General features: G+C 61.7%; 22 protein-coding genes and 1 tRNA gene. 15 read left to right on the forward strand and 8 right to left on the reverse strand.

The genetic code is table 11. The annotated features are described in order from the left end of the window. Window positions 1-121 precede the first annotated feature (121 nt). The 3 genes from FJ936_RS24905 to FJ936_RS24915 form a co-directional block, all read right to left on the reverse strand. Window positions 122-1,315 carry a porin gene (locus tag FJ936_RS24905; protein WP_015318591.1) on the reverse strand — a complete coding sequence of 398 codons (1,194 nt, stop codon included), beginning with the start codon at window positions 1,313-1,315 and terminating at the stop codon, window positions 122-124. A gap of 124 nt (window positions 1,316-1,439) precedes the next feature. After that, on the reverse strand, window positions 1,440-1,649 hold the full coding sequence (locus tag FJ936_RS24910; protein WP_140718085.1) for a GIY-YIG nuclease family protein: 210 nt from the start codon (window positions 1,647-1,649) through the stop codon (window positions 1,440-1,442). 88 nt (window positions 1,650-1,737) lie between these two features. Next, a tRNA-Ser gene (locus FJ936_RS24915) sits at window positions 1,738-1,828 on the reverse strand. A 451-nt stretch (window positions 1,829-2,279) separates the two neighbouring features. Between FJ936_RS24915 and FJ936_RS24920 the strand changes: the two genes are divergently transcribed. Continuing rightward, a complete protein-coding gene (locus FJ936_RS24920) occupies window positions 2,280-3,416 on the forward strand; it encodes a porin (protein ID WP_015318589.1) in 1,137 nt (378 codons plus the stop codon). Between the two features lie 242 nt (window positions 3,417-3,658). Continuing rightward, the gene (locus FJ936_RS24925) at window positions 3,659-4,735 is read left to right on the forward strand and encodes a site-specific integrase (protein WP_181171376.1); all 1,077 of its coding nucleotides are present in this window, start codon (window positions 3,659-3,661) and stop codon (window positions 4,733-4,735) included. Window positions 4,736-4,793: 58 nt separating this feature from the next. Here FJ936_RS24925 and FJ936_RS24930 read toward each other — a convergent pair whose 3' ends face one another. Both FJ936_RS24930 and FJ936_RS24935 read right to left on the reverse strand, forming a co-directional pair. Next, window positions 4,794-5,693, reverse strand: a complete 900-nt coding sequence (locus tag FJ936_RS24930) for an alpha/beta hydrolase (protein ID WP_140794150.1) — start codon at window positions 5,691-5,693, stop codon at window positions 4,794-4,796. Window positions 5,694-5,799: 106 nt separating this feature from the next. Continuing rightward, window positions 5,800-7,830 (reverse strand): lytic transglycosylase domain-containing protein, encoded by a 2,031-nt coding sequence (locus tag FJ936_RS24935; protein WP_141907123.1) that lies wholly within the window; start codon window positions 7,828-7,830, stop codon window positions 5,800-5,802. Window positions 7,831-8,178: 348 nt separating this feature from the next. Here FJ936_RS24935 and dapA point away from each other — a divergent pair, with 348 nt between their 5' ends. The 3 genes from dapA (at window position 8,179) to FJ936_RS24950 (ending at window position 10,474) form a co-directional block, all read left to right on the forward strand. Beyond that, window positions 8,179-9,060 (forward strand): 4-hydroxy-tetrahydrodipicolinate synthase, encoded by an 882-nt coding sequence (dapA, locus tag FJ936_RS24940; protein ID WP_015318586.1) that lies wholly within the window; start codon window positions 8,179-8,181, stop codon window positions 9,058-9,060. A gap of 150 nt (window positions 9,061-9,210) precedes the next feature. After that, the gene (smpB, locus tag FJ936_RS24945; protein WP_006202221.1) at window positions 9,211-9,690 is read left to right on the forward strand and encodes an SsrA-binding protein SmpB; all 480 of its coding nucleotides are present in this window, start codon (window positions 9,211-9,213) and stop codon (window positions 9,688-9,690) included. A 73-nt stretch (window positions 9,691-9,763) separates the two neighbouring features. Further along, window positions 9,764-10,474: a GH25 family lysozyme gene (locus FJ936_RS24950; protein WP_140791789.1), complete on the forward strand. Its 711-nt coding sequence runs from the start codon at window positions 9,764-9,766 to the stop codon at window positions 10,472-10,474. 62 nt (window positions 10,475-10,536) lie between these two features. Here the strand turns inward: FJ936_RS24950 and FJ936_RS24955 are convergent, their stop codons facing one another. Next, entirely contained in the window at window positions 10,537-11,460 is a 924-nt protein-coding gene (locus tag FJ936_RS24955; protein ID WP_140663091.1) for a DMT family transporter, read from the reverse strand. 146 nt (window positions 11,461-11,606) lie between these two features. Here FJ936_RS24955 and FJ936_RS24960 point away from each other — a divergent pair, with 146 nt between their 5' ends. Then, entirely contained in the window at window positions 11,607-12,080 is a 474-nt protein-coding gene (locus tag FJ936_RS24960) for an Lrp/AsnC ligand binding domain-containing protein (protein ID WP_015318584.1), read from the forward strand. A 33-nt stretch (window positions 12,081-12,113) separates the two neighbouring features. On the opposite strand, the gene FJ936_RS24965 is transcribed toward FJ936_RS24960, so the two are convergent. Both FJ936_RS24965 and FJ936_RS24970 read right to left on the reverse strand, forming a co-directional pair. Further along, the gene (locus FJ936_RS24965; RefSeq protein WP_140663089.1) at window positions 12,114-12,770 is read right to left on the reverse strand and encodes a uracil-DNA glycosylase; all 657 of its coding nucleotides are present in this window, start codon (window positions 12,768-12,770) and stop codon (window positions 12,114-12,116) included. 11 nt (window positions 12,771-12,781) lie between these two features. Then, entirely contained in the window at window positions 12,782-13,363 is a 582-nt protein-coding gene (locus tag FJ936_RS24970; RefSeq protein ID WP_015318582.1) for an NYN domain-containing protein, read from the reverse strand. Between the two features lie 317 nt (window positions 13,364-13,680). Between FJ936_RS24970 and rpoZ the strand changes: the two genes are divergently transcribed. The 9 genes from rpoZ to era all read left to right on the forward strand — a co-directional run bounded on the left by rpoZ (window position 13,681) and on the right by era (window position 21,325). Beyond that, window positions 13,681-14,082 carry a DNA-directed RNA polymerase subunit omega gene (gene rpoZ, locus FJ936_RS24975; protein ID WP_015318581.1) on the forward strand — a complete coding sequence of 134 codons (402 nt, stop codon included), beginning with the start codon at window positions 13,681-13,683 and terminating at the stop codon, window positions 14,080-14,082. Between the two features lie 211 nt (window positions 14,083-14,293). After that, window positions 14,294-16,522, forward strand: coding sequence for a bifunctional (p)ppGpp synthetase/guanosine-3',5'-bis(diphosphate) 3'-pyrophosphohydrolase (locus tag FJ936_RS24980; RefSeq protein WP_140791791.1), 2,229 nt, complete (start codon window positions 14,294-14,296; stop codon window positions 16,520-16,522). Between the two features lie 24 nt (window positions 16,523-16,546). Further along, a complete protein-coding gene (gene pyrE / locus FJ936_RS24985) occupies window positions 16,547-17,125 on the forward strand; it encodes an orotate phosphoribosyltransferase (protein ID WP_023771628.1) in 579 nt (192 codons plus the stop codon). 13 nt (window positions 17,126-17,138) lie between these two features. Further along, window positions 17,139-17,519: a VOC family protein gene (locus FJ936_RS24990; RefSeq protein ID WP_015318578.1), complete on the forward strand. Its 381-nt coding sequence runs from the start codon at window positions 17,139-17,141 to the stop codon at window positions 17,517-17,519. Between the two features lie 335 nt (window positions 17,520-17,854). After that, window positions 17,855-18,454 carry a DUF2062 domain-containing protein gene (locus FJ936_RS24995; RefSeq protein ID WP_015318577.1) on the forward strand — a complete coding sequence of 200 codons (600 nt, stop codon included), beginning with the start codon at window positions 17,855-17,857 and terminating at the stop codon, window positions 18,452-18,454. After that, on the forward strand, window positions 18,451-18,864 hold the full coding sequence (gene acpS / locus FJ936_RS25000; RefSeq protein WP_015318576.1) for a holo-ACP synthase: 414 nt from the start codon (window positions 18,451-18,453) through the stop codon (window positions 18,862-18,864). Before FJ936_RS24995 ends, acpS begins: the two co-directional genes overlap by 4 nt. Window positions 18,865-18,942: 78 nt before the next feature. Next, entirely contained in the window at window positions 18,943-19,692 is a 750-nt protein-coding gene (lepB, locus tag FJ936_RS25005; RefSeq protein WP_027144187.1) for a signal peptidase I, read from the forward strand. Next, window positions 19,692-20,408 carry a ribonuclease III gene (rnc, locus tag FJ936_RS25010; RefSeq protein ID WP_140791828.1) on the forward strand — a complete coding sequence of 239 codons (717 nt, stop codon included), beginning with the start codon at window positions 19,692-19,694 and terminating at the stop codon, window positions 20,406-20,408. Before lepB ends, rnc begins: the two co-directional genes overlap by 1 nt. Continuing rightward, complete coding sequence (era, locus tag FJ936_RS25015; protein WP_140791792.1) at window positions 20,405-21,325, forward strand: GTPase Era; 921 nt, start codon at window positions 20,405-20,407, stop codon at window positions 21,323-21,325. The genes rnc and era overlap by 4 nt, the downstream gene beginning before the upstream one ends. Window positions 21,326-21,635 lie beyond the last annotated feature (310 nt).

Raw genomic sequence — 21,635 nt, forward strand, 5'->3', positions numbered from 1 at the left:
GACACCGAAATAACCAGCCCATTCAAACCATAAAAACAAAACCCCGCCAAAATTGACGGGGTTTGTCAGCAGTCTGACCCGGCGGTTGCCCGCCGGGTTTGATTTCGCCAAGGCGAATTGACTAGAAGTCGCGTTGGAAGCGGAGGAGACCGCCGACGTTGTCCTTCTTGGTCGCGTTGACCCACACGGACTGGTTGTCGATGGCGCCTTGGCCGACGCGCTGCCAGTCGACTTCCGCCGTGACGGTGAGGCCGGGAACGACGGTGTAGGCGACGTTCGCCGCGACACCGATGTCCTTCCAGTCATCATACGACGCCTGGAGGTTGAACGATGTCTTTTCGTTGAACTTGTAGGTGCCGCCGCCCCATGCTGCCCAGTTGCCGCCCCACTGCTTGTAGAAGCCGCGGCCGAGCGCATCGATGTTGTTGGTCGGGTCGTTGAGGTTGTTGTCCGAGCCATAGCCGACCATGGCAAACAGCGACAGTTCGTTGGATACGTTGACGTCCAGGCGAACCTTGCCGGCGACTTCTTCGTAGTTGCTGTCATAGGCGACGACGCCGGTGATGGCGCCCCAGCCCTGTGTCCACTTCACACCGCCGACGACATGCGGAACATAGCTGTCGATGGTGCCAACCTCACCGGAGCCTTCTTCCAGCGAGACCACGGCCGAGAAGCCGTTTCCAGCGTCGAAGTAGTATTGGATGACGTTGGTCTGGAAATTGCCGTAAGGGACGATCGTGTCGTTGATGACGTTACCGGCGTAGCCGATGAACGTATCAAAGGCCGATTCGTCAGCGCCGACACGCAGACCGCCGAGCTGGATCCAGGCAAATTCCAAGGCGCTGGTCTTGTTGCGCGCCTGCCAGCCGTCGCCGCCAGCGTTAGGGTTCGCTTCGGTGTTGCCTGCGAGACCAGGGGTGCCATAGTCGCCGTAGCTGTTGCCGAAGTTGATGCGGTACTCAGTGTAGGTCTTCAACGTACCGAGTTCGGTTTCCTGGCCAGTCCAGGTCTTCAGCGTGAAGCGGGTCTGCTTCCAGTAGGTCGAGTCGTCATCACCGTGCTGGTGGTCCGTGACGTGATTGACGCCATCGAACGAGCCACCGTCGCCCACACCGATATCCTCACGAATATAGCCGCCGACGCGCAGGCAGGTTTCGGTGCCGGGGATGTAGAAGTAGCCAGCGCCGTAGACGTCGCAAATCTTGACGTATTCAGCGGGCTCCGGCTCGGCGACGACGACGGCGTCGGCGGCGCGCGCACCGGAAACTGCGATCAGGGCCGCAGCGGAGCCGAGAAGAAGGCTCTTGATGTTCATTTTCTGACCTCCAGTCAGAATCGAACCGAATGACGGCCCTATCAACGCTAGTTCAGGCATCAACTAATTGAGATAATTAAGTTGTTTCGGAGGCCAGGTGGATTTCGCGCTGTCGTGCGAATAGTCACCAAAGACGTTTGTTGGCGAAGGCGTGCCCGGAGCCGGATTTCAGATAGCGCTTGAATGAAGCCGCCTTGGCTTGGTCGGAGAAAGCTACATAGGTGACGATCCGCCAGGGCAGAAACTTAGACGTGTGGGTGGATTTTCCGGTATTGTGCTCGGCGATCCGGCGCTTCAGGTCGGATGTGATGCCGACATATCGCTCGCTATCCATAGGCCCTCCTTCGCCGAGGCTTCGGAGGGCGTCCTGCTTCGCGGGAATGTCTGGGCTTGTCCTGCGAAGCCCGAAGGGCGAAGCAGGATGGCGGAGAGGATGGGATTCGAACCCACGAGAAGCTTTTGACCTCTACTCCCTTAGCAGGGGAGCGCCTTCGACCACTCGGCCACCTCTCCGTTGAGCCGCTGGATAAAGAAAAGCGCCGGCACAATCAACAAGCCCGCATCATTAATATAGAAAATAACGGCGCTCTGTCGCCGCGGATTTCCGCGATGGGGCGGTAATGCGGCAAATCCCTGGCAGGTGACTCGCGGCCTCGCCACGATTCCATCGGCCGAATGCCGGATTCGGCCGGAAATAGCCGGCTGCGGCGGGCCCGATGGTTAACGAGAGCTTTCTGAGTGAGGCCAAATCGTGTCATTTGTGCAACAACGCTGGGGGATAGCAGCCGAACAGCCCTTTCGCCGGTACGATCGTTGTTGAACGCCGCCGGCTCATGGGTAATGTCGAGTTCGAAGGAGCGGCGCGGTGCGCATCTTTTTCGGTAGTGGGGATGGGGCAGGGAACGCTGTCCTTCAGCAAAGAATACCCAGACCCGTTTTTTAACTTTTGACTGGAGGTCAGAAAATGAACATCAAGAGCCTTCTTCTCGGCTCCGCTGCGGCCCTGATCGCAGTTTCCGGTGCGCGCGCCGCCGACGCCGTCGTCGTCGCCGAGCCGGAGCCCGCTGAATACGTCAAGATTTGCGACGTCTACGGCGCTGGCTACTTCTACATCCCCGGCACCGAGACCTGCCTGCGCATCGGCGGCTATGTCCGCTACGACATCGGCGTGGGTGATGCCGGCGCATTCGGTGGCGCCCAGAACGTTCCGGACCATATGGGCGATGGCGATCACGACACCTACTGGAAGAACGCCCGCTTCACGCTGAAGACCTGGACCGGCCAGGAAACCGAACTCGGCACGTTGAAGACCTATACCGAGACCCGCTTCAACTTCGGCAACAACTATGGCGACTATGACTTCCCGCAGACTGGCACGTTCGAGGCGCACAACAAGGGCGTTTCGCTGAATTTCGCCTGGATCCAGCTTGGTGGTCTCCGCGTTGGTAAGGATGAATCGGCCTTCGATACGTTCATCGGCTACGCCGGCAACGTCATTGAGGACACGATCGTCCCCTACGGCAATTTCGACACCAACGTCGTTCAGTACTACTTTGACGCCGGCAACGGCTTCTCGGCTGTGGTCTCGCTGGAAGAAGGCGCAGGTGCCGATACCATCGACAGCTACGTTCCGCATGTTGTCGGCGGTCTGAAGTGGACCCAGGGCTGGGGCGCTCTCACCGGCGTCGTTTCCTATGACAGCAACTACGAAGAAGTTGCCGGCAAGGTTCGTTTGGACGTCAACGTCTCCAATGAGCTGTCGCTCTGGATCATGGGCGGCTATGGCTCGGACGACAACCTCAACGACTTCGGTACCGGCCGCGGCTTCTACAAGCAGTGGGGCGGCAACTGGGCAGTGTGGGGCGGTGGCACCTACAAGTTCAACGAGAAGACCTCGTTCAACGCTCAGATCTCGTATGATGACTGGAAGAACCTCGGCATCGCTGCGAACATCGCCTATGACGTTGTTCCTGGCTTCACGGTCACGGCCGAAGTCGATTACCAGAACGTCGGCGGTGCTGACGACCTGTCGCAAGGCTGGGTCGGTGCGACCAAGAAGAGCAACGTCGCCGGTATCCTCCGCTTCCAGCGCTCTTTCTAAGGGCTGGTTCCTTACAGATGAAATCCAGCCCGGGCGCACAAACGCCCGGGCTGTTTTTGTTTCGTGACTGGGTCAACGCAAACCAAGGAAAGAGGGGGAATCGGTAGCTGAACAGATCCGTAGGTTGGTCTCGTGGGATCCGCGGTGGGCGGGTGAGATCACAACTGCGTGATTTAATCTCTTGAAAGGACGCTCCCAAGCGGATAGGGCTGATCCCAATCCACTCGGGGGAGTGACGGATAATGACCAACGAAGCGATTCAAGAGGGATACCCCTCTGATCAGTTTTCGACGTTTTCTTCTCAGAACTCGAAGATCAACTACACATATAACAAGATAAGAGAAGTAAAGTCATACCGGGTCGGAGAGCTTTTTTCAGCTTATCGAGACATATTGTGGGATGATGGGCGACATAAATATAATGTCAGCTCCTTCATCGGCGAGATAGACGAGATCCTCCTTGGGGAGCGTTTCAGCGCCTTTGACCAGAGTACCCTGGACAACCTTATCGGCACCTTGCGCCAGCGCGGCAACAGCAACGCGACCATCAATCGAAAGATGGCTGCTCTCAGCAAACTGCTGCGCAAGGCTTACAAGATGGGAGATATCCACAGCCTGCCCGAGTTTCGCCGCCAGAAGGAGCGGGCGGGACGAATTCGTTTCCTCGAGAGGGAGGAAGAGGCAAGGCTGTTTGCCGCTATCAAGAGCCGCAGCGAGGATGCTTACCGGCTTTCCGTCTTCCTGGTCGACACCGGATGCCGCCTCGGAGAGGCGCTCGGGCTGATCTGGAACGATATCCAGGAACATCGCGTCTCCTTCTGGATCACCAAGTCCGGTCGCAGCCGCACCATTCCGATGACCGAGCGGGTCAAGGAGGTCATCAAGCTGCCTCCGGCCGAAGGGCGCCGGCCTAAGGGGCCGTTCACCAAGCTCAGCCAGGCACAATTTCGCGCCATCTGGAACGATGCCAAGGCGGAAGTCGGCCTCGGTGCCGACGACCAGGTCGTGCCGCACATCCTGCGCCACACCTGCGCTTCGCGTCTTGTCCAGGGCGGCATCGACATCCGCCGCGTTCAGATGTGGCTTGGCCATCAGACCTTGTCGATGACCATGCGCTACGCGCATCTGGCCACCAATGATCTCGATGGCTGCGTTGTCGTGCTGGAGAAGCCTCGCGGCGAGCAACCGGCCGGCAGCGCGGAAAGCTCTCTGTTTTCGTCGCCGGTGACGACGCCGTCGGCGAAGCGGAAGCAGGCGGATGAGGGCGCTTCGGCGAAGGCGCCGCCAAAAGCGACCCGCAAAAGCTCCAAGGCCAAGTAGTTCCGACAGCTTGCCTTTGCTGCCGTAACAGCCCCGGGATCTGATCTGGTCTTGGGGCTTATTTGCCGCTTATTTGCCTCTCGGCGCGATCGAGAAAAGCAGCAACGGCGACGGGCAGGCTGCCGGTCTCGAGGAAAGGCGCGTGGCCTTGGCCCTCGACCGTGATCGCCTCGAGGTTTGGGTGGCACTTCTTCATTTCTTCAAGCGTCTCGACGGACAAAAGTCTCGAACTGGCGCCGCGTATGACCAGCATAGGCATGACGGCCAGCGCCTCGAATTGCGCCCACAAATCCGGCAGTTTCTTGCTTAGGTCGAGGGCGGCGAGCGTTTCAACCAGCCTCGGGTCGAAATCCGGCATCAGCCCCTGATCCGTCTGGCGATAGAGCGCCGACGCCATCCGCTCCCAATCCGCCGAAGCGAGGGCGGGAAAGTCGCCGCCATGCGTGTCGCGCAGGGCATCTACAGTCTTGGCACGGCTCTTCGGTCTTGGCGTGGGATCGAGATAGGCGCGGATATGGGCAAGGCCGGCGGGTTCGATCACTGGCCCGATGTCGTTGAGCACGACGGCTTTCAGTGCCGCCGGCTGCATCGCGCCAAGCACATGGATGATCAGCCCGCCGCGCGAGGTGCCAATGAAGGCCGCCTGATCGGTGCCGAGCGCCGTCAGCCCGGCAAGGATGTCCCCCGCCTCGACGCCGACATTATAGTGACCAACATCGGGATCGTAGGCCGACTGTCCGCGTCCGCGATAGTCGAAGGCGATGACCTTGCGCGCCAAGGCGGATCGCGTTGAGAGATAGAGCGCCAGCTCGTGAAAATCCCGCGCATTACGTGTCAGGCCAGGCAGGCAGACGACCGGCCAATGTGCGGAATTCGCTTCGCCGTAGACCCGCGCGTGAAGTCTCAGCCCATCTGGCGCGGCATAGAAGAAGTCGGAGAAACCTGGGTTGCTCGACATGGGACGGGCTCCTTGGCCGCGGATCGTCCACGTCCGCTATGGACGGAGCGCGGGAGGGTCAAATGGGAAGGCTCCTCCTTCTCCTCACGAAGAAAGAGCAAAAGCTTCAGCCGCGCCCGTTCACGAGATCGCCGATGATGTCGTACTTGCCGGAGATACGCATCTTATAGACCTCGTAGTTCTCCATCACGCGCTGCACGTAACTTCTTGTTTCCGTGTAGGGAATCCGTTCGATCCAGTCCACCACCGCATCGATGTCCCTGCCGCGCGGGTCACCATATTTCGCCACCCACTGGCCGGCCCGGGTCGGGCCGGCATTGTAGCCCGCGAAGGTCAATACGTACGAGCCGTTGAAGCGATCCAGCTGTTCGCCGAGGAAGGCCGAACCAAGCGTCGCATTATAGGCGGCGTCGGTTGTCAGCCTGGTCTGCGAAAACTGCAATCCGGCCTTCTTCGCCAACTGCCTGGCGGTTGCCGGCATCAACTGCAGCAGCCCGCGCGCGCCGGCACTGGATATGGCACCGATATTGAATTCGCTTTCCTGGCGGGCGATCGCGTAGGCCAGCGCCTTGCCGGAACCGGAAATATTGGCCGAATCGGGGATGACGCCGAGCGGATGCGACAGCGCTCCGACGTCGATGCCCCGCGCCCCGGCGATCTTGCCGATCTTCAGCGCCATGAAATGGTTGTCCTGCTTTTCCGCCAGGACGGCGAGCAGCGCCAGTTCACCCGGGCTGGTCAACTGCCCGGCAAGGTCGCGGTAGAGCGTTTCGGCATAGCGGTCGTAGCCCGCCTCCTGCAGGCGCTTGATGGCGGAGACGGCCTCGCGGCCGGCAAAGCTCTGCCGGTCGGCGGCACTTGGCTGGGGATAGACGATGTTGAGCGCCTGCCGGCCGACACGTTCGGCGGCGAGCTGGCCGTAAAACGTGGTGCCGTAGGTCGCCGCACGTCCAAAATAGTCCTTGGCATTGCCAGGGCCTCCGACTTCCGCCGCGCGGCCGAGCCAGTAATAGGCGCGCGACAGGGTCATCGGTCCCTGGGCAAGGTCGGCGATACGCGCGAAATGCGTCGCCGCGAGCTTGGGATCGTTCAGGCCACGCAGCGCGTACCAGCCGGCATGGAACTCGGCTTCCGCCGCATTGGCCGCGCTTTCGGCGGCATGCGTGGCGACTATCTTGTATGCCGTCTTCATGTCGCCCTGGTCGACCAGTTCGCGCGACAGCACCCGGCGTTCGACCCACCAGGCATCCGGATCGACCAGGGAGTCACGGTCCGCCGGCGCCTTCATGACAACCGCCGCGGCGCCCGCAAAATCCTGCTGCTTGCGCAGATACTCGGCCTGCGCGAAGAAATAGCCGGCCGAACGCTGCGCCGCCGGTACCGCCTTTAGGAGTTTGGCGGCATTCTTGTCGCTCCTGTCGGCCGCCGCCCAGGCGTCGGCAAGCTGCTGGGCGCCGGCGAGGCCGGCGACACGCAAGGCGGAACTCACCCGGTCGGCATAGAACATGCGCTCCATGCGAAAACGGTGGTCGGCTGCAGGAACAAGGCTGCCGAACTCCTTGATCAGAGCCGTCTCGTCCTTGGCCTCCAGGATCGCGGTGCGCCAGAACGGCGACAGCACCGATCGCGCCGCCTTGGCGTTGCCGGACGACACATAGGCGCGCGCGAGAACCATCACGCCTTCGAATGTCTGCGGCTGGCTGCCGTCGAATGCCTTGACGACGACATCCGCCGCCGGGTTTTCGCGGTAGAGCGCGCGCTCGCTGTTCTTGCGCAAGGCGACGGTGCCCGGCCAGTTGGGCAGCATCTTCGCGGCCGCCGCGATGTCGCCGCTCGGAACCTTGTCTCCGCCGTAAAGCGCGATCGCCCAGGCCAATATGTGCTGGTCGAGCGATTGTGCGGGCAGTGCATCACGCACGCCGCGCGCGCCGGCAATATCGCCGGCCGCCAGCGCATCCAGCCCACTTTTCAACCGCGCGACGCTGGGTGAGGGGGCCTGTTGCGCCTTGTCCTGTACACCAGGCACCGGGATGGCCGAGGTGACCCGCACATCGACGCTGCCGCTGATCGCCACGCCGGGCATCAGCGCGGCGACGGCGCCAAGCAGCGCGAAGAGATGGGGCCGACTGGTCGGCATGATCGCGTGTCTTTCCTTAATCCAGTATTTTACCGGCGGCGAAGAAGCCTTGAAGCCTAAACTTAGGTCGTGAAGGGCTCGTAAACAAAGGGTTATCGAGGCCGTTCGAATTACGCTTGCTGGCACCATGGCAATGCTTGCCGCGCAACAATGTCGAGACTATGGTGCGCGGCTTCGCTTTCGGTTAGAAGGCGCACCACGAAACACCGATGCATGACGCCCAAAAGTGGATACCGGTTTTGGGGGTAACGACATGCACAACCAACAAAGTGCATGGCGCCCAAAAGTGGATACCGGTTTTGGGACAACGACATGCGTGAACCGAGAAGTCCCAAGGAGTTGGACGACATGCTGAGAGGCTCGCTTACCGCGCTCGTGACACCGTTCGAAAAGAGCGGGCGTTTCGACGAGAAAGCCTTTCGCGCGTTCGTCGACTGGCAGCTTGGCGAGGGCACGACAGGCCTGGTTCCTGTCGGCACAACGGGCGAGTCGCCTACGCTGTCGCATGACGAGCATCGCCACGTCGTCAAGATCTGCATCGAGGTGGCCAAGGGCCGCGCCCCGGTGGTTGCCGGTGCCGGTTCCAACAACACCGAGGAAGCCGTCGGGCTCGTGCAGTATGCCGAAAAGGCCGGCGCCGATGCTGCCCTGGTCGTAACGCCCTATTACAACAAGCCGACACAGCGCGGCCTCTACGAGCATTTTGCCGCGGTCGCCCGGGCGACCAAGCTGCCGATCATCATCTACAACATCCCGCCGCGCTCGGTCATCGACATGATGCCGGAGACGATGGGCCGGCTGGCGCACGACTTCAAGAACATCGTCGGCGTCAAGGACGCCACCGGCAAGGTCGAGCGCGTGTCGGAGCAGCGCATGACCTGTGGCAAGGATTTTATCCAGCTTTCGGGTGAGGACGCTTCCGCGCTCGGTTTCAACGCGCATGGTGGTGTCGGCTGCATCTCGGTGACCTCGAACGTCGCGCCGCGGCTCTGCGCCGAATTCCAGGAAGCAACGCTTTCGGGCGACAGTGCGAAGGCGCTGGAGCTGCAGGACCGTCTCTTGCCGCTGCACAAGGCGATCTTTATCGAGCCCGGCGTGTCCGGCGCGAAATATGCACTGTCGAAGCTGGGCAAGGTCGAGAACGTGCTGCGTTCGCCGCTGGTGACTGTTGAACCGGCAACGGCCGAGAGGATCGATGCGGCCATGAAGCACGCCGGCTTGATCAATTAGCGAGCCGTTTGGGAAGTCTGCTCCCGCGATCATCTGAAGGCGCCACCTGCGCTTCCGGTGTTCCCGTACTATATGTACGCTCCGCTCCGGTTCTCGGTAGCACCATCATCTGACTCGCGAGAGCGAGTTTCGAAACGGACTCTAGACCTCATGAACCAAGTCAGAAAAGCCGATCCCAACAACAAGACCGTTGCCGAAAACCGCAAAGCGCGGTTTTCCTACGAGGTGCTCGACACGATCGAGGCCGGCCTTGTGCTGACCGGAACCGAGGTCAAGTCGCTGCGTCAGGGCCAGGCCAACATCCAGGACAGCTATGCCTCGGTCGAAGGCGGCGAGATCTGGCTGATCAATTCCTATCTGCCCGAATATCTGCAGGCCAACCGCTTCAACCACGAGCCGCGCCGCCGCCGCAAACTGCTGCTCAACAAGCGCGAAATGGCCAAGCTGTCGCAGAGCGTGGACCGCGAAGGCATGACCCTGGTGCCGCTGAAAATCTATTTCAACGACCAGGGACGCGCCAAGCTGCTGCTTGCCGTCGGCCGCGGCAAGAAACTGCACGACAAACGCGAGACCGAAAAGCAACGCGACTGGTCGCGCGAAAAAGGCCGGCTGCTGAAGGAACGCGGGTGATCGGGAGATAGCCTGCAAAGCCAACGGTCTGGTTTTCAACGCCGAACAACCGGCAAGTCCAACAGGGGTGGTCTTGAAGAAGCGGATTGTTCTCTGGGGCGCGGCCAGTCTTGCCCTGGCATGTGTCATTGCTGCGGGAGGAGTGGCCTATTTCCGCACCTACTCTCCCGACCGCGACCGATATCCGGTCAGGGGCATCGACGTCTCCCATCATCAGGGCCGGATCGACTGGCGGCGTGTTGCCGCCGATGATGTGGCTTTCGTCGTCATCAAGGCGACTGAAGGCGGCGACCATGTCGACGACGCCTTCGCCGGCAATCTGCGCGAGGCCCGCGCCGCCGGACTCGCCGTCGGCGCCTATCATTTCTTCACCTTCTGCCGGCCGGGCGCCGACCAGGCGAGGAATTTCATCTCGGTGGTGCCGCACGATCAGCCGCTGCTGCCGCCCGTGGTCGACATCGAGTTCGGCGGCAACTGTCCGCGGCGTCCGTCGCCCGAACAGTTGAATGCCGAACTCCAGGCCTTCCTCGGACCTGTCGAGGCGGCATTCGGCAAGCCGGCGATCGTCTATCTTACGGATGAAGCCGAGGCCGCTTATGCCGGGCAAATCGCCGCTCGCCCACTCTGGCTACGCTCACTGCTCGTGGAACCGGACCGCCGTGACTGGATCTACTGGCAGTACCACAACAGGGGGCGCGTGAACGGCATCGAGGGGGACGTCGATCTGAACGTTTTGCAGGGCGGGCCGGAGAAGTTGGCGGCGCTGCTCGCCTCCACACCTTGATGAACAGGCCCGATCCGATGCCGGTCCGGTTCTTCGGCAGCCTGCCATGCCCCTCAAACCATTCACGATCCAGCTGATGTCGAGACAGCCAGATTTTCCCTGGTGCTGCGTCGACCCATCGCCGAATAACCCATCCCGGCGGCCATGATGGCGATGGCCACGCATTGGATAGCCAGCGGGGTCTCGCCAAGCACGACCATGCCGACCATCACGGTGGCGACCGGCACACCCGGCAGGAACAGCGATGCAGCCTGTGAGCCCAATCGGTCGACAATGTAAGTGTAGAGGAACATTGCCGCAGCGCCCGCGAGAAGACCTTGAATGACGATCTGGCTGGCGATTTCGGCGCCTGCGGCGGCATGGAGGCCGCTTGGCGCAAAGACATAAAGAAGTGGCAGCGGCAGGCAGGACAAAAGCACGACGCTCGCGGTCGCCGTGACCGGGTCGACACGCCATCGCTGCACAAGAACGGCATATGTGGAAAACATCGCGCCCGATCCGATAAACAGCAGGTCCCCGAACAGGACATCGCTGGCGCCGGTGCGCGCCGGTGCTATGAACAGCAACAAGCCGGCGATGATCGTGACGACGCCGATGATCCGCCGACGCGACGCGCTTTCCCTGAACAGCGACAATAGGAACGAGAAGAACACGATCGAGGCCGGGCAGAGCGCTGCGGCATGGGCGGCGGGCGCGTGGGTCAGACCCCAGTTGATGATCAGCGGATAGGGCAATCCGGCCAGTGCAGCCAACGTCAGTCCACGCCGCCAGCCCAGCGCCTTCATGGTCGCCAGGCCGCGCCTCCAGACGATCGGCAGGAACACCGCGCCGGCACCGGCAAAGCGCAGGCTGGCCATGTCGGTGGCCGTCAGATGCTCCCTGAGGCTGAAGCGGGCGGCGACGAACTGCGCTGCATAGATGGCGATCATGACAAGGCCGGCGATCACCGCCAGTCTTGTGTCTCCCGTGTCTCGTCCGTCCGCCATGTCAGTTCCGCCGCATGTTCATGTCGCCAGGAGGAGACAGCCCCCGACCTTGCGATGAAGCGCAGTCTATGGTCGAAATGGTCGCGGCAAAATACGCTGTTTTTTAGAATTTGAAGTGTAATTCACGCAAATAGGAGGACTTGAACGTGAATCCTGAACCAGTCGACCTGGACGCCGTCGACCGCAGTCTTCTGCGACTGCTGCAGGAAGATGGGCGCCGCACCACGCTCGACCTGGCAGCGCGCGTCGGCCTGTCACCGACCGGCGCCAGCCAGCGCGTGAAACGCCTGTTTCGCGACGGGTTTATCACCGCCGTCAGGGCGGTGCTCAATCCGGCAAAGATTGGCCGCGGCATGCTTGTCTTCATCGAGGTGCGGCTCGATCACGCGGCCCCGCATATCTTTGACCGCTTCGCCGAGGCGGTGGCAAAGGCGCCCGAGGTTCTGGAATGCCATATGGTCGTCGGCGGCTTCGACTATCTCGTGAAGGCCCGCATTGCCGAGATGGCCGACTATCAGGACTTTCTCAAACGCGTCATCCTGCCGCTGCCCGGGGTGAAGGAGACACATACCTATGCCTCGATCGGCGACGTGAAGCCGGATGCCTTGCTGCCGGTGTGAGCTCGCACCGCAGACCGCACGGTATCCGAGAGCTCAGTTCTTCAGGAATGCCGCGATCTCGCCAAACACCCTGACGAACATGTCTTCGGTCAACACACCGGTATTGGTGTTGTAGCGCGAGCAATGGTAGCTCGAAAACAGCATGATGCCGCCGGCTTCCAACTGGCCGCCATGTTTGAACGGATAGGCGGCGACGCGCCCGCCCAGTGCCCGCACGGTCGACTGGTGCGCGATCGATCCCAGCGCCAGCACGGCGCGCAGGTTGGGAAAGCGAGCGATCGTCGGCACCAGGAATGTCCGGCAGGTAGCGATCTCGGCACCGACCGGCTTGTTCTCCGGCGGCACGCAGCGCACCGCGTTGGTGATCGCCGTGCCGAGGAGTTCCAGCCCATCATCGGGCCGCGCCTTGAACTCGCCGCGTGCGAAGTTGTGGGCAATCAGTGTCGAATAGAGCAGGTCGCCGGCATAGTCGCCGGTAAAGGGGCGCCCGGTGCGGTTGGCGCCGCGCAGGCCAGGCGCCAGACCAACGATCAGAAGCTGGACGGTATCTTCGCCGCCCAGTGGCAGGAAGGTCGGCACCGGCGCGTTGAACCATGACGGCTCGCGCTGCCGCCATTCGGCGATGAAATCATGCAGCCGCGGGCAGAGCGGGCAATCGCGGCTGGGTTCGGAAAGCGAAGGGGCGGTCAAGTCGACCGGCCTCAGTAGTCGTCCTCGTCGACTTCAGCCGGTTCGGGCCGCCGTGCCGGTCGTTCGGAGGGATCGCGGCCGACCTCGTTCTTCAGCGTCGCCAGGTCGATGAAATGGTCGGCCTGCCGGCGCAGGTCGTCTGAGATCATCGGAGGTTGCGAGGCCATGGTCGAGACGATCGACACCTTGCGGCCACGCCGTTGCAGCGCTTCGACCAGCGTTCGGAAATCACCGTCTCCGGAGAATATGACATAGTGGTCGACGACATCGGCGAGTTCCAGCGCATCGACGGTAAGCTCGATGTCCATGTTGCCCTTGATCTTGCGGCGGCCGGTCGAGTCGGTGAATTCCTTGGCCGGCTTGGTGACCACCTTGAACCCGTTATAGTCGAGCCAGTCGATCAGTGGCCGGATCGAGGAGTATTCCTGGTCCTCGACCAGCGCGGTGTAATAGTAGGCGCGCAACAGGTAACCGCGCTTGTGAAAGCTCGCCAGGAGCTTGCGATAATCGATGTCGAACCCGAGCGCGCGCGATGTGGCGTAGAGATTGGCGCCGTCGATGAACAGGGCGATTTTTTCACGAGGGTCGAACATGGAAATAATCCTTTTCGAAAAAACGGCCGTCTAAACGAAATGCGGTAGCGACTATCGGTCAGGCTCTAATAACCGGCCGACCTTGGACCAATCGAGATAACGCCAGTTTGGTGGCAATCCAAGGGCATGTGGCGCACTGCAAGCAATTGTGATCGTGGCGCCGAACCCTGGACCCGGCTGCTTTGCTAGATCGGGAGTTCGATATTGAGATTGAGTGCCCTGTGGGCCCGCATTGCCATGATGCTTGTATTTTGGCGCCGTTCGGGTTATGGACCGCGCCTGTTTTCCATTAAATCCAGGCATGAAAGGGGCAGTCCATGGCCCGCGTAACCGTTGAAGATTGCATCGACAAGGTCGACAACCGCTTCGAGCTGGTGCTTCTGGCCGGCCACCGCGCCCGTCAGATCAGCCAGGGCGCGCAGATCACCGTCCCGCGCGACAACGACAAGAACCCCGTCATCGCACTGCGCGAGATCGCCGACGAGACGCTGTCGCCCGATGATCTCAAGGAAGATCTGATCCATTCGCTGCAGAAGCATGTCGAGGTCGACGAGCCCGAAGCCGATGGCGAAGTGATCGCCGATCAGACCGGCGGCGCTGTTGCGGCCGCCGAAGCCGACGACGCCGAGGAGAACGTCACCTTCGACCGGATGACCGAGGAAGATCTCCTGGCTGGCATCGAAGGCCTGGTGCCCCCGGAAAAGAGCGACGACTACTAAGCCCTCCGTTCCGGCGGTCGCTGGAACAATCTTCCGGCACTTCCGTCCCGGCGGTTTCGTGGCTATCTAGTACCAACTGTCGCAAATACCAGATGCAGCTTTGGCCGCACTTGGCATAATGCGTGAATCTGGTATTTGCGACAGTTGGTACCGGCATGCGCCGTACAACAGTGCGGCGCATGATTCATTTCATCGCCGAGAGATTTAGCCCATGATGCGTCAGTATGAGCTTGTCGAGCGCGTCCAGCGCTACAAGCCTGACGTCAACGAGGCGTTGCTCAACAAGGCCTATGTCTACGCCATGCAGAAGCATGGCCACCAGAAGCGCGCTTCCGGCGATCCCTATTTCTCGCATCCGCTCGAAGTCGCCGCCATCCTCACCGATATGCACATGGACGAGGCGACCATCGCCGTCGCCCTGCTGCACGACACCATCGAGGACACGACGGCGACGCGGGCCGAGATCGACGATCTGTTCGGCCCCGAAATGGGCAAGCTGGTCGAGGGCCTGACCAAGCTCAAGAAGCTCGACCTCGTCTCCAAGAAGGCCGAGCAGGCGGAGAACCTGCGCAAGCTTTTGCTGGCGATCTCGGAAGATGTTCGCGTGCTGCTGGTCAAGCTCGCCGACCGTTTGCACAACATGCGCACCCTCGATCACATGCCCGAGGCCAAACGCCTGCGCATCGCCGAGGAGACGATGGATATCTACGCGCCGCTGGCCGGGCGCATGGGCATGCAAGGCATGCGCGAGGAGCTGGAAGAGATCGCCTTCCGCTTCATCAATCCGGAAGCCTACCGGGCCGTCACCGCGCGGCTCGCCGAGATATTCGAGCGCAACAAGGGCGTGCTGACCGACATTGAAAAGGCGCTGTCGGCCCTGTTTGAAAAGCACGCCATCAACGCCGGCGTGAAGAGCCGGCAGAAGAAGCCATGGTCGGTGTTCCGCAAGATGGAGGCCAAGGCGCTGTCCTTCGAGCAACTGTCCGACATTTTCGGCTTCCGTGTTGTCGTTGACAGCGTCGAGGACTGCTATCGCGCGCTGGGTGCCATCCACACCACTTGGTCGATGGTGCCCGGCCGTTTCAAGGATTACATCTCGACCCCGAAGCAGAACGACTACCGTTCGATCCACACCACCATCGTCGGGCCTTCGCGCCAGCGCGTCGAACTGCAGATCCGCACCCGCGAGATGAACAAGATCGCCGAATACGGCGTCGCCGCCCATTCGATCTACAAGGACACCGGCGGCAAGACGAACGGCGCCGGCCATGCGATCTCGAAGGAGACCAACGCCTACGCTTGGCTGCGCCGTACCATCGAGCAGTTGGCCGAGGGCGACAATCCCGAGGATTTTCTCGAGAACACCAAGCTGGAGCTGTTCCAGGACCAGGTGTTCTGCTTCACGCCGAAAGGCATGCTGATTGCCTTGCCGCGCGGCGCCACGCCGATCGATTTCGCCTATGCGGTCCACACCGATGTCGGCGACACCTGCGTCGGCGCCAAGGTCAATGGCCGCATCATGCCGCTGATGACGGAACTGAAGAATGGCGACGAGGTCGAGATCATCCGCTCCAAAGCGCAGGTACCACCAGCCGCATGGGAATCGGTCGTCGTCACCGGCAAGGCGCGCGCAGCCATCCGCCGCGCCACCAAGAATGCGATCCGCAAGCAGTATTCTGGCCTTGGCGCGCGTATCCTGGAGCGTGCCTTCGAACGAGCCGGCAAGACCTTCACCAGGGAAAGCCTGAAGCCCGTGCTGCACAGGCTGGCACGCAAGGACATCGAGGATGTGCTGGCATCCGTGGGGCGCGGCGAACTGGCCTCAACCGATGTCATGAAGGCGGTGTTTCCCGACTACAAGGACGAGCGCGTCACGCCGGCAGCGCCCAAGCAGCGCGAGGAGGGCTGGTCGAAGATCCGCAACGCCGCAGGCATGCTGTTCCAGATACCTGGCCGGGCCGCGCGCAAGGACAAGGACCAGCCAGGCGCCGGCGCCGTGCCGATCCGCGGCGTGCGCGGCGACCTGCCGGTGCGCTTCGCGCCGGAAGGCGCGGTCCCTGGCGATCGTATCGTCGGCATCGTCCAGCCGGGCACCGGCATCACCATCTACCCGATCCAGTCTCCGGCGCTGCAGGCCTTCGACGATCAGCCGGAGCGCTGGATCGACGTGCGCTGGGACATCGACGAGCGCACCAAGGAACGGTTCCCCGCGCGCGTCTCGGTCACCGCCATCAACGCGCCGGGTTCGCTTGCCGATATCGCCCAGGTCGTTGCCTCCAACGACGCCAACATCCATACGCTGTCGATGGTGCGCACCGCGCCCGATTTCACCGAAATGCTGATCGATCTCGAAGTCTGGGACCTGAAGCATCTCAACCGGCTGCTGTCGCAGCTCAAGGACAATTCGAGCGTCAGCGATGCGCGGCGCGTCAACGGCTAGCGATAGCCGACCATGGGGGACGAGATGAATACCGACGAAGTGCTGGACATATTCCGTGAGGCTGGCGCTGTTCTCGAGGGTCATTTTATCCTGACGTCGGGCCTGCGCAGTCCAGTTTTCCTGCAGAAGGCACGCGTCTTCATGCATGCCGACAAGACCGAGCGGCTGTGCAAGGCGCTGGCCAAGAAGATCCGCGCCGCCGTGCCAGGCAAGATCGACTATGTCGTCGGGCCGGCGATCGGCGGCTTGATCCCGGCATACGAAACCTCGCGCCACCTTGGCGTGCCGGCGATCTGGGTGGAGCGGGAAGGGGGCGAGTTCCGCCTGCGCCGCTTCGAGATCGATCGAGGCGCCCGCGTCGTCATCGTCGAGGACATCGTCACCACCGGTCTGTCGATCCGCGAAACCATTGATTGCCTGCGCGACGTTGGCGCAGAGGTGGTCGCGGCCGCCTGCATCATCGACCGTTCGGCCGGCAAGACCCATGTCGGCGTGCCGTTGATCGCGCTTGCCGAATATGAAGTTCCAGCCTACCCGCCGGACAGGTTGCCGCCGGAGCTTGCCGCCATCCCGGCCATCAAGCCGGGCAGCCGCAACATCTGACGAGGAGGTCGAAATGATCGCCGGCATCGACCATTTCGTGCTGACGGTCCGCTCGGTTGAAGCGACCTGCGACTTCTACCGGCGCGTGCTTGGCATGCGGCGCCTGGATCAGCCGAACCGGCCGACAGCGCTTCTGTTCGGTTCGCAGAAGATCAACCTGCACGAAGTCGGCCGCACTTTCGAGCCAAAGGCGAGGACGCCGACGCCGGGTTCTGGCGATTTCTGCCTCGTGTCGGCGGTGCCTCTCGCCGAAATCCAGGCCGGCCTCGCGGCCGACGGCGTTGCCATCGAAGTCGGTCCGGTTGAGCGCATCGGCGCGCGAGGACCTATGATGTCGGTCTATTTCCGCGATCCCGACGACAATCTGGTCGAGGTCAGCGAATATCTGAAGTAGGCACCGCGCCGGAAGGATATCGTCTCGGCCCCGGATGGTGACCTTGTCGAAGCCGGCCGGAACCCCTGGCCGCATATCGGTCATCCGGCTGCGACAATTAGCCGAAACCACTTCTCAAATTCGCCGCGATTGTCCGATGTGGAGAAGATGGATCTGACCAAAAATCTGGCGCTGCGGCCGCTGAGCGTACGGCCTTCGGTTGTTGTTGGGCTTGCGGATGGCTATATCAAAGTCGCGATTGCCTTCTGGCGACCGTAAAGCGCAAGATGTGGCGGTCGAAGCCTGGCTGGAAACAGCCGGCGTGTAAGCTGTGAACTGTCGGGAATAGGAAGAGAGTGCTTTTTCGTCGCCGCAAGCCTGATGGCCTTTTCGAGCGGGTGCGTACCTATCTGTGGCCGCGCCGTTCGTTTTCGCGCTCGCTTCAATATTTCTCCAAGCGCATTCTGCGGCTGAAGGCCACCCCGCATGCGGTGGCGGCCGGCGTCGCCGCGGGTGTCTTTGCTTCGTTCTTCCCCGTCGGTTTCCACTTCATCATTGCCGCCGTTCTGTGTTGGGTGATCGCCGGCAATCTGGTGGCCGCCGCTCTGGGAGCCGTATTCTTCGGCAATCCGCTGACTTTTCCGCTCTTGTGGGGCGCATCCTGGGAAACCGGCAAGCTCATCCTGCACGATCGCCTGCCGACACACGGTCCGCCGGCGCATCTGGGCGAGATGCTGCACACGCTGTCCTTCGCCAAACTATGGCATCCCGTCCTGGAGCCGATGCTGATCGGCGCGGTGCCGCTCGGGCTGGTGTTCGGCCTGGTGTTCTACGGCATCACGCGCTGGGGCATGAATGTCTTCCGCGAACAGCGGCGCAAGCGGCTGGCCGAGCGCGCGAGACGCCGTGAGCATTCGCCTCATCCCGGCGGAAGCGTCGGTTCCGCCGCCCAATGATCATCGGCATCGGCAGCGACCTGATCGACATCACACGCATCGAGAAATCGCTTGAGCGTCACGGCCAGCGCTTCATCCAGAGGATCTACACCGAGGTGGAACAGGCGCGTTCGGAGAACCGGCGCGCCCGCGCAGCTTCCTACGCCAAGCGCTTTGCCGCCAAGGAGGCGTGCGCCAAGGCACTGGGCACTGGTCTGGCACAAGGGGTCTTCTGGCGTGACATGGGTGTCGTCAACCTGCCCAGCGGTGCGCCGACGATGGCGCTGACCGGCGGGGCGCTGGCGCGGCTGGAAAAGATCCTGCCTCAAGGTCATCGGGCGGCGATCCACCTCACCATCACGGATGATTTCCCGCTCGCTCAAGCCTTTGTGATCATAGAGGCGTTACCGGTCGAAGAAGCGCCACATTGATTGCATCTGACGACCGGCATGGACGTTGCCCAGCGCGCGCCGAGACTCTATACCATCCAACGCACAATCGAGGACGACATGAGCGTGGCTGAAAAATCTCAGAAGAAATCCGGCGGGCTTGGCGAAACCGTCAGCGTCATCGTCCAGGCGCTTTTGCTCGCCCTGGTCATTCGCACGCTGCTGTTCCAACCGTTCTCGATCCCGTCGGGCTCGATGCGGCCGACGCTTCTGGAAGGCGACTATCTGTTCGTCACCAAATGGTCCTACGGCTATTCACGCTATTCGCTGCCTTTTGGACCGGACATTTTCTCGGGCCGCATCTGGGGCTCCGAGCCCAAGCGTGGCGACGTGGTGGTGTTCAAGTTCCCGCCTGATCCGTCCGTCGACTACATCAAGCGCGTCATCGGCCTGCCCGGCGACAAGATCCAGATGAAGGATGGCCAAGTCTTCATCAATGGCGTTGGCGTGCCGCGCGTCAAGACGGGCCAGATCGACAATCCCGACATCACGGAAAAGGATTATCCGATCGACGTCTATCGCGAGACGCTGCCCGATGGTGTCAGCTATGACACGCTCGACCTGTCGCCGAACTCGATTGGCGACAACACCCGCGAATTCGACGTGCCCCCCGGCCACTATTTCATGATGGGCGACAACAGGGACAATTCCGCCGACAGCCGTTTCACCGTCGGTTATGTTCCGGCCGAGAACCTGGTCGGCCGCGCCAACCTTGTGTTCTTCTCGATCGCCGGCAAGGCGAGCCCGCTCGAAATCTGGAAATGGCCGTCGCTGATGCGCGCTTCGCGCCTGTTCCACTTCGTCAACTGATGGCCTTGAAGCGCCCGACAGGCGAGACCCTGGCCGGTTTGGTGGTGGCCAGGACCGGCCATGTTTTCAGGGACATCCGCTTACTTGAGACCGCCTTGACGCATTCCAGCGCGGTCAAGGCGGCAAGCAACAATCAGCGTCTTGAATTCCTTGGCGACCGCGTGCTTGGTCTTGTCGTCGCCGATATGCTTTTCGAGAAATTCCCCGATGCGCCGGAAGGTGAAATCGCGCCCCGTTTCAATGCGCTGGTCGATGCAAAGACATGCTCGGAAGTCGGCATCGAGATGCAGCTGGAGAATCTGGTCCGGGCCGACGCCGCCTTGAAGACGCGATCGCGCGGCTCTGGCGGAAATTATCTGGCTGATGCCGTCGAAGCGCTAATCGCGGCAGTTTATATCGATGGCGGTATCGACGCCGCGCGGCGGTTCGTTCTGCGTTATTGGGAGCCACGTTCGAGCACGGTTGTGACGAAGCCACTTAATCCGAAATCCGATTTGCAGGAATGGATTGCCAAGACGAGTGACGCGCGACCCGAATATGTGATCGAAAAACGCGAAGGGCCCGACCATCAGCCGGTCTTCACTATTTCTTTGCAGGTTAGCGGCTTTGCACCTTCCGTCGGTACCGGCGGCTCCCGCAGGGCGGCTGAAGAAGCGGCGGCTTCGGCATTTCTCGTGCGCGAAGGCGTGTGGGCCAATAAAGGGAGCGCGGCATGACCGCAGAAGACACTGCAGCCGCTCCCGTCACGCACTCCGGCTTCGTTGCGCTGATCGGCGCGCCTAACGCGGGCAAGTCGACACTGGTCAACCAGCTGGTCGGCGCCAAGGTCTCGATCGTCACCCATAAGGTGCAGACGACACGCGCCATCGTGCGCGGCATCGCCACGCACGACAACGCGCAGATCGTCTTTGTCGACACACCGGGCATCTTCAAGCCCAAGCGGCGGCTCGACACCGCGATGGTGACCACCGCCTGGGGAGGCGCCAAGGACGCCGACATCGTGCTGCTGCTGATCGACGCCGAGCGCGGCATCAGGGGCGATGCTGACGCCATCCTCGAACGGCTGAAGGACGTGCGCCAACCGATGGTGCTGATTCTCAACAAGGTCGATCGGGTCAAGCACGAGGCGCTGCTGGCCCTGTCTGCGGCAGCGAACGAGAAAGTGCCGTTCCAGCGCACCTTCATGGTCTCCGCGCTGACCGGTTCCGGCTGCAAGGACCTCCTCGACTATCTGGCGCAGGCGCTGCCGGCCGGCCCCTGGTACTATGCGGAAGACCAGATTTCGGACCTGCCGATGCGCCAACTGGCGGCCGAGATCACCCGCGAAAAACTCTATCTCAGGCTGCATCAGGAATTGCCCTATTCCTCGCACATCGAAACCGAGAAATGGGAAGAGAAAAAGGATGGCTCGGTGCGCATCGACCAGACCATCTTTGTCGAGCGCGACAGCCAGAAAAAGATCGTGCTCGGCCACAAGGGCGAGACCATCCGCGCCATCGGGCAGGCCGCGCGGATGGAAATATCAGGCATACTGGAACAGAAGGTGCACCTGTTCCTGTTCGTGAAAGTGCGCGAGAACTGGGGCGATGATCCCGAGCGCTACCGCGAGATGGGGCTGGAGTTCCCCCGCTAAGGCCGAAAAATCCTGGCGCGCCATCGCGCGGTGGCCGACCACAAGCATTGGGCGTGAGGCTAATGCATGTCGCCCGGAAGTGTCCTCGGTTCCGGGACAACGACATGCATAAAATCAGAAGCTTACAGCAGGTCGGCGAATCCGATTCGCCGCGACGTGCTGTAGAGCACGTCGCGGTTTACGCGAACCGCGAACCGCCCGGGGTGCTGGGAAGCAGACTAAGGCGAAGCGCGGGCTCCACCATGCGGCCCGCGATTGGCGCGAGACCAACTCAGATTCTTGGCAAGCCGCCAACGAAGCGGCGACGCGC

Origin of the sequence: Mesorhizobium sp. B2-4-13 (assembly GCF_006658535.1) — a bacterium.
GTDB lineage: Bacteria > Pseudomonadota > Alphaproteobacteria > Rhizobiales > Rhizobiaceae > Mesorhizobium > Mesorhizobium australicum.

Excerpts from the sequence above, each read along its gene's own strand:
- FJ936_RS24905 (WP_015318591.1), bottom strand. The coding sequence starts at position 1,315 with ATGAACATCAAGAGCCTTCTTCTCGGCTCCGCTGCGGCCCTGATCGCA.
- FJ936_RS24910 (WP_140718085.1), bottom strand. The coding sequence starts at position 1,649 with ATGGATAGCGAGCGATATGTCGGCATCACATCCGACCTGAAGCGCCGG.
- FJ936_RS24920 (WP_015318589.1), top strand. The coding sequence starts at position 2,280 with ATGAACATCAAGAGCCTTCTTCTCGGCTCCGCTGCGGCCCTGATCGCA.
- FJ936_RS24925 (WP_181171376.1), top strand. The coding sequence starts at position 3,659 with ATGACCAACGAAGCGATTCAAGAGGGATACCCCTCTGATCAGTTTTCG.
- FJ936_RS24930 (WP_140794150.1), bottom strand. The coding sequence starts at position 5,693 with ATGTCGAGCAACCCAGGTTTCTCCGACTTCTTCTATGCCGCGCCAGAT.
- FJ936_RS24935 (WP_141907123.1), bottom strand. The coding sequence starts at position 7,830 with ATGCCGACCAGTCGGCCCCATCTCTTCGCGCTGCTTGGCGCCGTCGCC.
- dapA (WP_015318586.1), top strand. The coding sequence starts at position 8,179 with ATGCTGAGAGGCTCGCTTACCGCGCTCGTGACACCGTTCGAAAAGAGC.
- smpB (WP_006202221.1), top strand. The coding sequence starts at position 9,211 with ATGAACCAAGTCAGAAAAGCCGATCCCAACAACAAGACCGTTGCCGAA.
- FJ936_RS24955 (WP_140663091.1), bottom strand. The coding sequence starts at position 11,460 with ATGGCGGACGGACGAGACACGGGAGACACAAGACTGGCGGTGATCGCC.
- FJ936_RS24970 (WP_015318582.1), bottom strand. The coding sequence starts at position 13,363 with ATGTTCGACCCTCGTGAAAAAATCGCCCTGTTCATCGACGGCGCCAAT.
- rpoZ (WP_015318581.1), top strand. The coding sequence starts at position 13,681 with ATGGCCCGCGTAACCGTTGAAGATTGCATCGACAAGGTCGACAACCGC.
- FJ936_RS24980 (WP_140791791.1), top strand. The coding sequence starts at position 14,294 with ATGATGCGTCAGTATGAGCTTGTCGAGCGCGTCCAGCGCTACAAGCCT.
- pyrE (WP_023771628.1), top strand. The coding sequence starts at position 16,547 with ATGAATACCGACGAAGTGCTGGACATATTCCGTGAGGCTGGCGCTGTT.
- FJ936_RS24990 (WP_015318578.1), top strand. The coding sequence starts at position 17,139 with ATGATCGCCGGCATCGACCATTTCGTGCTGACGGTCCGCTCGGTTGAA.
- acpS (WP_015318576.1), top strand. The coding sequence starts at position 18,451 with ATGATCATCGGCATCGGCAGCGACCTGATCGACATCACACGCATCGAG.
- lepB (WP_027144187.1), top strand. The coding sequence starts at position 18,943 with ATGAGCGTGGCTGAAAAATCTCAGAAGAAATCCGGCGGGCTTGGCGAA.
- rnc (WP_140791828.1), top strand. The coding sequence starts at position 19,692 with ATGGCCTTGAAGCGCCCGACAGGCGAGACCCTGGCCGGTTTGGTGGTG.
- era (WP_140791792.1), top strand. The coding sequence starts at position 20,405 with ATGACCGCAGAAGACACTGCAGCCGCTCCCGTCACGCACTCCGGCTTC.